The organism is Thauera sp. ZXT1-4, from assembly GCF_052598215.2.
The window spans coordinates 93,163-104,679 of sequence record NZ_JBQWSN020000001.1; the positions used below are offsets into that span (position 1 = coordinate 93,163).

15 protein-coding genes are annotated in these 11,517 nt (G+C 67.5%); 2 read left to right on the forward strand and 13 right to left on the reverse strand.

The features are described 5' to 3' along the window. Positions 1-69 precede the first annotated feature (69 nt). The 7 genes from sufT to ACUH78_RS00475 are packed head-to-tail and all read right to left on the reverse strand — an operon-like array spanning position 70 to position 6,592. On the reverse strand, positions 70-639 hold the full coding sequence (gene sufT / locus ACUH78_RS00445) for a putative Fe-S cluster assembly protein SufT (protein ID WP_435751198.1): 570 nt from the start codon (positions 637-639) through the stop codon (positions 70-72). Between the two features lie 21 nt (positions 640-660). Then, on the reverse strand, positions 661-1,125 hold the full coding sequence (gene sufU, locus ACUH78_RS00450) for a Fe-S cluster assembly sulfur transfer protein SufU (protein ID WP_435751199.1): 465 nt from the start codon (positions 1,123-1,125) through the stop codon (positions 661-663). Continuing rightward, positions 1,122-2,405: a cysteine desulfurase gene (locus ACUH78_RS00455; RefSeq protein WP_435751200.1), complete on the reverse strand. Its 1,284-nt coding sequence runs from the start codon at positions 2,403-2,405 to the stop codon at positions 1,122-1,124. Before ACUH78_RS00455 ends, sufU begins: the two co-directional genes overlap by 4 nt. Beyond that, the gene (gene sufD / locus ACUH78_RS00460) at positions 2,402-3,790 is read right to left on the reverse strand and encodes a Fe-S cluster assembly protein SufD (RefSeq protein ID WP_445332542.1); all 1,389 of its coding nucleotides are present in this window, start codon (positions 3,788-3,790) and stop codon (positions 2,402-2,404) included. The genes ACUH78_RS00455 and sufD overlap by 4 nt, the downstream gene beginning before the upstream one ends. Next, a complete protein-coding gene (gene sufC, locus ACUH78_RS00465) occupies positions 3,787-4,566 on the reverse strand; it encodes a Fe-S cluster assembly ATPase SufC (protein WP_445332541.1) in 780 nt (259 codons plus the stop codon). The genes sufD and sufC overlap by 4 nt, the downstream gene beginning before the upstream one ends. A 20-nt stretch (positions 4,567-4,586) precedes the next feature. Further along, complete coding sequence (sufB, locus tag ACUH78_RS00470) at positions 4,587-6,041, reverse strand: Fe-S cluster assembly protein SufB (RefSeq protein WP_445332540.1); 1,455 nt, start codon at positions 6,039-6,041, stop codon at positions 4,587-4,589. Positions 6,042-6,043: 2 nt separating this feature from the next. Then, a complete protein-coding gene (locus ACUH78_RS00475; RefSeq protein WP_445332539.1) occupies positions 6,044-6,592 on the reverse strand; it encodes an SUF system Fe-S cluster assembly regulator in 549 nt (182 codons plus the stop codon). A gap of 198 nt (positions 6,593-6,790) precedes the next feature. On the opposite strand from ACUH78_RS00475, the gene ACUH78_RS00480 reads away from it, so the two are divergent. Both ACUH78_RS00480 and ACUH78_RS00485 read left to right on the forward strand, forming a co-directional pair. Beyond that, positions 6,791-7,003: a hypothetical protein gene (locus ACUH78_RS00480; protein ID WP_445332538.1), complete on the forward strand. Its 213-nt coding sequence runs from the start codon at positions 6,791-6,793 to the stop codon at positions 7,001-7,003. Beyond that, positions 6,972-7,559, forward strand: coding sequence for a sterol desaturase family protein (locus ACUH78_RS00485; protein WP_445332537.1), 588 nt, complete (start codon positions 6,972-6,974; stop codon positions 7,557-7,559). The genes ACUH78_RS00480 and ACUH78_RS00485 overlap by 32 nt, the downstream gene beginning before the upstream one ends. Before the next feature lie 91 nt (positions 7,560-7,650). On the opposite strand, the gene gstA is transcribed toward ACUH78_RS00485, so the two are convergent. From gstA to ACUH78_RS00515, 6 genes are all read right to left on the reverse strand, one after another. Beyond that, positions 7,651-8,256, reverse strand: a complete 606-nt coding sequence (gstA, locus tag ACUH78_RS00490; RefSeq protein ID WP_445332536.1) for a glutathione transferase GstA — start codon at positions 8,254-8,256, stop codon at positions 7,651-7,653. A gap of 67 nt (positions 8,257-8,323) precedes the next feature. Further along, entirely contained in the window at positions 8,324-8,773 is a 450-nt protein-coding gene (dtd, locus tag ACUH78_RS00495; protein WP_445332535.1) for a D-aminoacyl-tRNA deacylase, read from the reverse strand. A gap of 44 nt (positions 8,774-8,817) precedes the next feature. Further along, entirely contained in the window at positions 8,818-9,237 is a 420-nt protein-coding gene (locus ACUH78_RS00500; protein ID WP_445332534.1) for a type II toxin-antitoxin system VapC family toxin, read from the reverse strand. Continuing rightward, positions 9,234-9,491 (reverse strand): FitA-like ribbon-helix-helix domain-containing protein, encoded by a 258-nt coding sequence (locus ACUH78_RS00505; RefSeq protein WP_445332533.1) that lies wholly within the window; start codon positions 9,489-9,491, stop codon positions 9,234-9,236. Before ACUH78_RS00505 ends, ACUH78_RS00500 begins: the two co-directional genes overlap by 4 nt. A 150-nt stretch (positions 9,492-9,641) precedes the next feature. Further along, positions 9,642-10,034: a hypothetical protein gene (locus ACUH78_RS00510; protein WP_445332532.1), complete on the reverse strand. Its 393-nt coding sequence runs from the start codon at positions 10,032-10,034 to the stop codon at positions 9,642-9,644. Between the two features lie 124 nt (positions 10,035-10,158). Beyond that, entirely contained in the window at positions 10,159-11,430 is a 1,272-nt protein-coding gene (locus tag ACUH78_RS00515; RefSeq protein ID WP_445332531.1) for a bifunctional O-acetylhomoserine aminocarboxypropyltransferase/cysteine synthase, read from the reverse strand. Between the last annotated feature and the right edge of the window lie 87 nt (positions 11,431-11,517).

Sequence of the window (11,517 nt, forward strand, 5' to 3'; positions counted from 1 at the left end):
CCTGGCGCACGGACATTCTCGCGTGCGATCCAGCGCCCGCGCCCGCAATGTGGTGCCGCATCGAGCGGCTCAGAACATGCCCATCTCCAGCCGCGCCGCCTCGCTCATCATCTCGCGGCTCCACGGCGGATCCCACACCAGCGTGACCTCGGCTTCGGCCACGGCGGGAATCTGCAGCAGCTTGTCGCGCGCCTCGTCCGCAATCAGGGTGCCCATGCCGCAGCCGGGCGCGGTCAGGGTCATCGCGGCGGCGATGCGGAACTTGCCGTCCGGCAGCGGCTCGGCGGTGCACGCATACACCAGGCCCAGATTGACGATGTCGATCGGGATCTCGGGGTCGTAGCAGGTGCCGAGCTGCGCCCAGGCTGCCTGTTCGATGCTCTCGGCGGTCTGCTCGCCGTCCGCAGCGGCTGGCGGGGGGGCGGCGAGCTGCGGCTCGAGGCCGAGCGCGTCGGCGTTGCGCTCGTCGATGCGATACAGGTTGCCGCCACACATCACCGTGATCGAGCCGCCCAGGCGCTGGGTCACCAGCGCGTAGGCGCCCTCGGGGAGCGTCTCCGCCTTGCCCCAGGGCACGCTCACCGCCGCGCAGTCGCGCTGCAGCACGCGTGAATCGGTTTCGCCGTAGTGGTCGCCCATGATGTCTTGCTCCTCGAGGTCCTATTCGGTGTGTGCGGTCTCGTGCTCGCCGACGAGCGCGTTGTGCAGGGTGTGCCAGGCGAGCGTGGCGCACTTGACCCGTGCGGGGAACTCCTTGACGCCGGAGAGCACCTCCAGCTTGCCAAAGTCGCGCGCCGGGTCGGCGGCCTCGCGGCCTTCGGTGAGCAGCGCGTGCACGTCGCGGAACAGGGCCTCCACCTCCGCGACCGGCTTGCCCTTCACCGCTTCGGTCATCAGCGAGGCCGAGGCGGTGGAGATGGCGCAGCCGTGGCCGACGAAGCTCGCCTCGCGCACGACGCCGTCCGCGACCTGCAGGTACACCGTGAGCTGGTCGCCGCACAGCGGGTTGTGGCCGTCGGCGTGATGGCTGGCGGCCGGCAGCGGGCGGTAGTTCCGCGGGTTGCGGTTGTGATCGAAGATCACCTCCTGGTACAGCTCGCGCAGCGAATCCTGCATGTCGGTCATGCCGCGCTCCCTTTGCCGGGCGCGGTGCCGCCGCGCGTGCCGAACAGCGCCTGCGCCTTGTGGATGGCCGCCACCAGCGCGTCGAGGTCGGCCAGCCCGTTGTACAGGCCGAGCGAGGCGCGCGCGGTGCCGGGGATGCCGAAGCGCGTCATCAGCGGCATCGCGCAGTGGTGGCCGGCGCGGATCGCCACCCCTTCGGTGTCGAGGATGGTGCCGAGGTCGTGCGGGTGGATGCCGTCGACCAGGAAGGACAGGATGCCCGCCTTGTCCTGCGCGGTGCCGACCAGGCGCACGCCGGGGATGTCCTGCAGCGCGCGCGTGCCGTAGTCGAGCAGCGCCTGCTCGTGGGCGTGGATGCGGCCCAGGCCCACGCCCTGGACGTAGTCGATCGCCGCCGCGAGCGCGATCGCGCCGGCGATGTTGGGCGTGCCGGCCTCGAAGCGCTGCGGCGGCGGCGCGAAGGTGGTGTTGTCGAAGGCGACGGTGCGGATCATGTCGCCACCGCCCTGCCACGGCGGCATGTGGCGCAGCAGCTCGGCGCGGCCGTAGAGCGCGCCGATGCCGGTGGGGCCGTAGAGCTTGTGGCCGGAGAAGGCGTAGAAGTCGCAGCCGATCGCCTGCACATCCACCGCCTGGTGGGCGACGGCCTGGGCGCCATCGACCAGCACGACCGCGCCGACCGCGTGCGCGCGCCGCGTCATCTCGGCCACCGGATTGACCGTGCCGAGCGCGTTCGAGACATGGGTGATCGCCAGCAGCCGGGTGCGCTCGCCGAGCAGGCCCTCGAAGGCCGCCATGTCGAGCTCACCGTTGTCGAGCACCGGGATCACCTTGAGCACCGCGCCGGTCTGCTCGCACACGAGCTGCCAGGGCACGATGTTGGAGTGGTGCTCCATGGTGCTGAGCAGGATCTCGTCGCCCGCGGCCAGCCGCGGCCGGCCCCAGCTCTGCGCCACCAGGTTGATCGCCTCGGTGGTGCCGCGGGTGAACACGATCTCGTCGGCGCGCGCGGCGTTGAGGAAGCGCTGCACCGTGGCGCGCGCGCCGTCGTAGAGCTCGGTGGCGTGCTGCGACAGCCAATGCACGCCGCGGTGGATGTTGGCGTTGGACTCGCGGTAGAAGCGCGCCTCGGCCTCGATCACCGCCGCCGGCTTCTGCGTGGTGGCGCCGTTGTCGAGGTAGGCCAGGCGCCGGCCATGCACCGGCCGCGCCAGGATGGGGAAGTCGGCGGCGAGGTCCAGGATGGGCGTCTGCACGCCGGGTTCGCGCGGGGCGTTCACAGCAGTTCCTCCAGTCGGGCGCCCTCGGGCAGGCGTTCGAGCAGCGCCGCGCGGCCGAGCGCGCGCAGTGGCGCGTGGGCGATGCGCTCGAGCACCTCGGCGGCGAAGGCGTAGGTCAGCAGCTGGCGCGCGTGCACCGCATCGACGCCGCGGCTGCGCAGATAGAAGAGGGCGTCCTCGTCGAGTTGGCCGACGGTGGCGCCGTGCGCGCACTTGACGTCGTCGGCATAGATCTCGAGCTCGGGGCGGGCGTCGGCCTCGGCCAGGCGGGACAGCAGCAGGTTGTCGCAGCGCTGCATGGCGTCGGTGCGCTGGGCGTCCTGGGCGACCAGGATGCGGCCGGTGAACACGCCGCGCGCGCTGCCGTCGAGCAGGCCGCGGTAGAACTCGCGGCTGGTGCCCTGCGGGCGGGCGTGGTCGATGCGGGTGTGGTGGTCGACGTGGCGGCGGCCATCGGCGTGATAGAGGCCGTTCAACAGCGCCTCGGCGCCCTCGCCGGCGAGCCGGGTGCGGATGTCGTTGCGTGCCAGGCGCGCGCCGAAGGACAGCGAGTGCGAGGCGAACACCGCGCCGCGCGCCTGCTCGGCCTCGATCGTCGCCAGGTGGGTGGCCTCGGGGGCCTCCTGCTGCAGCTTGAGGTGCGTGATGTGGCTGTCCTGCGCGGCGAGCACGCGGGTGACGGCGGTGGTCAGCGTGCTGCCCGCGGCAGCGGCCGGGTAGTGCTCGACGATGGTCGCCTGCGCGCCGGCCTCGGCGACGACGAGGTTGCGCAGGTGCTGGTCGGCGGCGGTGGCGGTGAGGAAGACGAGGTGGATCGGTGCTTCGACCACGCTGCCGCGCGCCAGGCGGATCCAGGCGCCGTCGGCGGCCAGCGCGGCGTTGAGCGCGGCGGGGGCCTCGCCGTCGCTGGCCTGGCCGAAGGCGGCCTCGACCGCCTCGGGGGCCTGCCCAAGCGCATCGGCGAGGCTGCCGATGCGCACGCCGCCGGGAAGCCCGCCGATGGCGGACAGCGCGGGGGCGAAGTGCCCATCCACGAAGACCACCCAGTGGCCGTCCTTGCTGGCCGATCCCGGTGCCGATTCCGGTGCCGATTCCGTGCCGTGCTGTGCGGCGTCTTGCGCGGCGCCCCGTGCCGCCTGGTAGCGTGCGCGCATCGCCGCCACGACCGCCTCGGGGGCGACCGCCTCGCGCACCGCCAGCGCCTGCTGCGCCATGAAGGCGAGCGAGGTGTGGCGCCAGTTCTCGCGCCGCGTCGTCGGCCAGCCTTCGTCGGCGAAGCGGTCGATCGCGTCCTTGCGCAGGCGGGCGAGCCACGGCAGGTCGGCGCCGGGCAGATCGGCGGCCGTGTCGCGATGGCGTCCGAGCCAGAAGTCGATCGCGCTCATGGCCGTGCTCCCGCGGCGGCGGCCTTGCCGCCATGCGCCGCGTCGATCCAGCCGTAGCCGTGCTCCTCCAGCTCGAGCGCGAGCTCGCGCCCGCCCGAGCGCACGATGCGGCCCTGCGACAGCACGTGCACCTTGTCGGGCACGATGTAGTCGAGCAGACGCTGGTAGTGGGTGATCACGATCATCGAGCGTTCGGGCGAGCGCAGGCGGTTGACGCCCTCGGCGACGATCTTGAGCGCGTCGATGTCCAGCCCCGAATCGGTCTCGTCGAGCACCGCGAGCCTGGGCTCGAGCAGCGCCATCTGCAGCACCTCGTTGCGCTTCTTCTCGCCGCCCGAGAAGCCCTCATTGACCGAGCGGTAGAGGAACTCTTCCTTCATGCCGACCGCCTTCATCTCGCCTTTCACCCTGGCGAGGAAGTCCATGGCGTCGTATTCCGGCAGCCCGCGGTGGCGGCGCACCGCGTTGACCGCGGCCTTGAGGAAGTAGGCGTTCGACACGCCGGGGATCTCGACCGGGTACTGGAAGGCGAGGAATAGCCCGGCGCGCGCGCGCTCCTCGGCGGGCAGGGCGAGCAGGTCGGTGCCGTCCCAGTCGACGCTGCCGTCGGTGACGGTGAAGGTGTCGCGCCCGGCCAGCACCTGGGCGAGCGTGCTCTTGCCCGAGCCGTTGGGGCCCATGATCGCGTGCACCTCGCCGTCGGCGACCTCGAGGTTGAGGCCCTTGAGGATGTCCTTGCCGTCGATCGCGGCGTGCAGGTTATTGATTTTCAGCATGTTGATTCTCCTGTAGGTCCTTAGCCGACGCTGCCTTCGAGGCTCACGCCCAGCAATTTCTGTGCTTCCACCGCGAATTCCATCGGCAGTTCCTTGAACACCTCGCGGCAGAAGCCATTGACGATCATCGACACCGCGTCTTCGGCGCTGATGCCGCGCTGCATCGCGTAGAAGAGCTGATCCTCGCCGATGCGCGAGGTGGTGGCTTCGTGCTCGACGTGGGCGGTCGGATGGCGCACCTCGATGGTGGGGAAGGTGTGCGCGGCGCAGCGGTCGCCGATCAGCAGCGAGTCGCACTGCGTGTAGTTGCGTGCGCCCTCGGCCTTGGGCGTGATCTTGACCAGGCCGCGGAAGGTGTTGCTGCCGCGCCCGGCCGAGATGCCCTTGCTGAGGATGGTGCTGCGCGTGTTGCGCCCCATGTGGATCATCTTGGTGCCGGTGTCGGCCTGCTGCAGGTTGTTGGTCAGCGCCACCGAGTGGAAGTCGCCTACCGACGAGTCGCCGCGCAGGATCACGCTCGGGTACTTCCAGGTGATCGCCGAGCCGGTCTCGACCTGCGTCCAGGAGATGTGCGAACGCGCGCCGCGGCAGTCGCCACGTTTGGTGACGAAGTTGTAGATGCCGCCCTTGCCGTCCTTGTCGCCCGGGTACCAGTTCTGCACGGTGGAATACTTGATCTTCGCGTCGTCGAGCGCGATCAGTTCCACCACCGCGGCGTGGAGCTGGTTCTCGTCGCGCATCGGCGCGGTACAGCCCTCCAGATAACTGACCGATGCGCCTTCCTCGGCGATGATCAGCGTGCGCTCGAACTGGCCGGTGTCGCGGGCGTTGATACGGAAGTAGGTGGACAGCTCCATCGGGCACTTCACGCCCTTGGGGATGAAGACGAAGGAGCCGTCGGAGAACACCGCGGAATTCAACGCTGCGTAGAAGTTGTCGCCCGGCGGCACCACCGTGCCGAGGTACTGGCGCACCAGTTCCGGGTGTTCCTTCACCGCCTCGGAGAACGAACAGAAGATCACGCCGTGCTCGCCCAGCTCCTTCTTGAAGGTGGTGGCCACGCTCACCGAGTCGAACACCGCATCCACCGCCACGCCGGCCAGGCGGGCGCGCTCGTGCAGTGGCACGCCGAGCTTCTCGAAGGTGCGCAGCAGTTCGGGGTCGACCTCGTCCAGGCTCTTGGGACCGTCCTTCTTCGATTTGGGCGCGGAGTAATAGACGATGTCCTGGAAGTCGATCGCGGGAAACTCCACCGCGGCCCACTTCGGTGGCGTCATCGTCAGCCAGTGGCGGTAGGCCTGCAGGCGCCAGTCGAGCAGCCAGTCGGGCTCGCCCTTGCGGGCCGAGATGAGGCGGATGACGTCTTCCGACAGGCCTTTGGGCACGGTGTCGGTTTCGAGCGTGGTCACGAAGCCGGCAACGTAGTCCTGTGCGAGGAAGGCGCCGAGGGCGTCGCTGCGGGTTGGGGCGTTCATCTTCAGATCTCCTGATCGTCGGTGCGCGAAGCGGGAATGCAGGCGGGAGCCGTGTGGCTACGGGGGCCATGCAGGCGGTGTTCGGTGGATGCGCCGGTGAGCGCGGCTTCGCCAAGCGGGCGCAACGTGCCAAAGGGCGAACGGCTTTGTGGATGCACCATATCGGCAACGGTGACGGCCTGCAGCGCCTGGCGCACCACGGTGTTGATGCGCAGCCAGTTCTCGCGGATCCGGCAATCGCTTTCCATGCTGCAAACGCCGGCGCTGGCGCTGCACTCCGTGAGGCCAAAGGGGTGATCCTCGAGCGCATCGATGACATCGGCGACGCTGATCTGTGCTGCCGGGCGGCCGAGGACGTAGCCCCCGTGCGCACCGCGCTGGCTGGTCACCAGTGCATGCCGACCGAGTGTCTTGAGGACCTTGCTGACCGTGGGCAGGCCGAGCCCGAGCGCGTCGGCAAGCCCCGTGGCGCTGTGCACGCGGTCCGGTAGTCCCGCCATGTGGGCGAGAATCAGGGTGCCGTAGTCGGTAAGTTTGCTGATGCGCAGCATGGCGGTCTGCCTGGTCCCGTATGGATGGGATTAAAAGTACTAAAACAGTACTGTATAGTCAAGTGTCGGTGCGGAAGGTTCCACGCTCAGCGCAACTGGGGCGCGTGCTCGCCGACATTTGTGGCGATCGCAGCGACTATGATGAAGACAGGGCCGGGCGGCGGGTGCGGCGCGGTCGGCCACCAAGGAGAAGGACGGATGGAACCGCAGATCGGACACCGTTACACGATCCGGCTGTGCAGCGGCGAGCTGCGCTGCTGGTGTTTCGAGGGCGCGGATGCGCGCGAGCTGGGCTGGTGGCGGGACGTGGAGACCGGAATGAGCTTTTCTGAGGCCAGCCTGATGTACGTGTGGCAGATCGAGGAGGAAGCTAGCGCCGATGCGTCAGCCGGAGGCGCAGATCGTGGCTGAGGCCGCTGGCAACCGCCTGGCGCTTGCCTATCCGGCTTCACTCCTGGTGTCGGGGGCGGGCATGCTGCTCGCCGGCTACGTGCTGGCAGAAACCGGGCTGCCGCCCTGGTTGGCGCTCGTCTTGATGGCGAGTGGTTTCGTGCTGTGGACGCTGCTCGAATACCTGCTGCACCGTTTCGTGCTGCACGGGCTATGGCCGTTCAAGGCCTGGCACGAACTGCACCACCGCTTGCCGGACGAGCCGATTCGCATCCCGCTCGCGTTCAGCGTACCGCTGGTGCTGATGATGTTGATTGTGCCCACGCTGTTGCTGCGCAACGTGGCGCTGGGCGCTGCGTTGGCGATTGGCCTGCTGGCGGGCGAGATCGTCCAGGAGTTGGTGCATGAGCGTCTGCATCGCCGCGGCGAGCATGACGACGAGGCTGGAAATGCCCGTGGATGGCTCGCCGTCCGCCGCCGGGAGCACGGTTTTCACCACGCGCAGGATGCGCGACGGGCGTTCGGGACACTGAGCGGCTTCTGGGATCGCTGGCTTGGCACTGCGCCGCCGGCCTGAAGGCCGGGCGGCGCAGAAAGAAGGCATCTGGGCGGCGGCGCCCGATCCCGGCATTGCATGCTGAAATCGGGTGCAGGCCAGGCGCGCGCGATCAGGCCGCTTGCTCGGCCTTCAGCGCCGCCTGCACCGCCGGCCGTGCCGCGACGCGGTCGACGAAGGCGGCCAGGTTGGGCCACTTCGCCAGGTCGATCTTGATGAACTTCATCCAGCCCAGCACGGTGAACAGGTAGCCGTCGGCGACGCTGAAGTCCTCGCCCATCAGGTAGGGCTTGTCTTCGAGCTGCTCGTTCACGTAACCGAGGCGGCGCTCGAGGTTGGCGGCGGCGATCTCCTTCCATTCCTTGCCCGAGGCCGGGTTGAAGAAGGGGCTGCACGACTTGTGCAGCTCGGTGCCGATGAAGTTGAGCCACGACTGCAGGCGATAGCGCTCGATGCTGCCGTTGGCGGGGGCGAGCTTCTTCGCCGGCGCCTGGTCGGCGATGTACTGCACGATCGCCGCGCCTTCGGTCAGTAGCTCGCCGCTGTCGAGCAGCAGTGCTGGCACGTAGCCCTTGGGGTTGCTCTTGGTGAAGTCGGCGCCGCTGGCGGTGATCTTGGTCTTGAGGTCAACGACTTCGGTCTCGTAGGGCAGGCCGGATTCCTCGAGCGCGATGTGGGGTGAAAGGGAGCAGGCGCCGGGTTTCAGGTAGAGCTTCATGGAACGTTTCCTTTTCTGTCGGGGGAGGTTGATTTTGTGCGACGCGGATTGCCACCGTGCGTCTGCTTCAGGCCGGCGGGGCGATTCGCAACGGCACTGTGACCGGGCCGTCGTTGATGAGTTGCACCTTCATGTCGGCGGCAAAGCGGCCGGTCTGCACCAACGAGTGCGCGGCGCGCGCGCGGGCGACGAAGTGCGCGTAGAGGGCCTGGCCGGTGTGCGGGTCGGCGGCGTTGGTGAAGCTCGGCCGGTTGCCGCCCGAGGTGTCGGCAGCGAGGGTGAACTGGCTGACGATGAGCAGGCCGCCTTCCACGTCCTGCACCGAGCGGTTCATCTTGCCGGCGTCGTCGGTAAAGATGCGCAGCTTCAGCAGCTTGGCGAGCAGCTTGTCAGCCTCGGCAGGGGTGTCGCCGCGCTCGGCGCACACTAGCGCGAGCAGGCCGTGGCCGACCTCGCCGATGGTTTCACCGTCGACGATCGCGCGCGCTTCAGAGACGCGTTGCAGCACTGCGAGCACTGAAAATCCTTACGAGAGGGGTGGCGAGGTGCGTTGCGAGTCCTTCAATGCGCCCACGGGTCGATGACTGCCAGGCCAGCCGCCTTGAACGGGCTCGTATCGCGCGTGGCGACCATCAGGCCACGCGCGGCGGCGGTAGCCGCGATGTAGCCGTCTGCGTTGCCGATCGCAAGGCCCGCCGCCCGCGCTCGCGCCATCAGCTCGCCGTAGGCCTTCGAGGCGTCCAGATCGAAGGGTAGAACGCGCCCGGCGAATGCCGGCAGCACTTCGCGTTCCAGCCGCTCCTGATAGATCGTGCGGCGTTTGCCTTGGGGCATGGCCGCGACGCCAAAGCGCAACTCGGCGACAGTAATGGCGGACAGGAAGAGGGTTTCCACAACCTGGGCATCCATCCAGGCGAGAACCTTGGGGTCGGGGGCTGCCCGCCACAATTCCGACAGTACGTTGGTGTCGATGACGATCATTCGAAGCGCATCGGCTCGGCCGGGGTCTTGTCACGCGCGTTCTCGAAGAGCGCGAGCTCCTCATCGGTCAGTCCGCCCGCTTCGCGGGCGATCGAAGCCAGCATGGTCCCGAGCTTCAAGCGCCCCTCGGGCTTTGCCGCTTGCTCGAGAATGCTGCGGACCTCGGCTTCGGTGCTCCGACCATGTGTGGCTGCACGAACGCGGATGGCGCGATGCACCTCGTCAGGAATGTTTCGTACGGTGATGGAAGACATGTTGCAAAGCCTCGCGCTGATGGGAGTGATCGCACTCTAGTCCAGTGCTATCGGTGGTGCAATGCCGCGGTTCCATGCCGGGGTTCCTGTGGGTGCGGATAATCGTAGTCCGTACCCCGTCCCGTTCCCACATTCCGTTCGCCTCGACTTTTATTCTGATTTCAGTTTTTCTGACAGCTGAAAATAAAACTTGCTTATATTTTCTTTGTTCTTGCCCCAGTCATACTGCTGCGCCGATGCTGAAGTTACTTCAACGCGCGTTTGGCTCTCGGATTCTTGAAAAACATGGACGGTAACGAGGTCGCCAGCAGTCCATATGGTCATAGGGGTCCGCGCTTGAATAAGTCCCTCCTTCTTATCCGAGTGCGATACCTGCCACTTCAACTCCATCAGAGTGCTTATCGAGCGGCTATAGACCTTGTTGTAAGGATGTTCAAAAACTTGATCCTGAACGGGCACAACATTGCTTGCTGTCTCAACGGTTGCGCAACTTGCCACGAAGGTGGCGCAAAGGAGCGAGATAACGCAGTTACGAGTCTTCATCAGTAATCCCATTACGAAGTGGCTTCACGGGGCGGATTAGCAAGGCAGTTGGACTTGCCGGGGACAGACCACGATTCCGCTGCAAGGTCGCAGTCTGTCCCGTTCGCACGCCTCGACTACCCGATCAAACCGCCGCCAGCGCCTGCTCCAGATCCTCGATGATGTCGTCGATGTGCTCGATGCCGATCGACAGCCGCACCATGTCGGGCGACACGCCAGCCTTGGCCAGTTCGGCGGGCGAGAGTTGGCGGTGCGTGGTCGAGGCCGGGTGGCAGGCGAGTGACTTGGCGTCGCCGATGTTGACCAGGCGAGTGATGAGCTTCAGCGCGTCCTGGAAGCGGCCGCCCGCTTCGAAGCCACCCTTCACGCCAAACGACAAGATGCCCGAGGCGCGCCCGCCCATGTACTTCTGCACCAGGGCGTGGTCGGCGTGGTCGGGCAGGCCGGCGTAGTTCACCCATTCGACCTTGGCGTGCTTCTTCAGGTACTCGGCGACCTTGATCGTGTTGGTGCAGATGCGGTCCATGCGTAGCGCCAGGGTCTCGATGCCTTGCAGGATCAGGAAGCTGTTGAAGGGCGAGATGGCCGCGCCGGTGTTGCGCAGCGGCACCACGCGCGCGCGGCCGATGAACGCGGCGGCGCCCAGGGCCTCGGTGTAGACCACGCCGTGGTAGGACACGTCGGGCTCGTTCAGGCGCTTGAAGCGCGCCTTGTGCTCGGCCCACGGGAACTTGCCCGAATCGACGATGGCGCCGCCGATCGAGTTGCCGTGGCCGCCGAGGTACTTGGTGAGCGCGTGCACCACGATGTCGGCGCCGTGCTCGAAGGGGCGGCACAGGTAGGGCGAGGGCACGGTGTTGTCCACAATCAGCGGCACGCCGGCCTTGTGCGCGATCTCGGCGAGCCGCCCGATGTCGGTGACGTTGCCGAGCGGGTTGCCCACCGATTCGCAGAAGATCGCCTTGGTGCGCTCGTCGATCAGGGCAGCGAAGCTGTCCGGGTCGCGGTAGTCGGCGAAGCGCACCTGGATGCCGAACTGCGGCAGGGTGTGGGCGAACAGGTTGTAGGTGCCGCCGTAGAGCGTCGACGCCGAGACGATGTTGTCGCCCGCTTCGGCGATGGTCTGGATGGCGTAGGTGATCGCCGACATGCCCGAGGCCACGGCCAGTGCGCCGATGCCGCCTTCCAGTTCGGCGACGCGCTGCTCCAGCACCGCGGTGGTCGGGTTCATGATGCGGGTGTAGATGTTGCCCTGCACCTTGAGGTCGAAGAGGTCCGCGCCGTGCTGGGTGTCGTCGAAGGCGTACGAGGTGGTCTGGTAGATCGGCACCGCGACGGCCTTGGTGGTGGGATCGGGCGAATAGCCGCCGTGCACGGCGATGGTTTCGAGCTTCATGCGTGAGGTCTCCCCTTCGGTGATGGTGGCGTGGAGTATAGCCAGCACGGAAGGGATATCGAAATAACCACGGATGTTCAGGCGCCG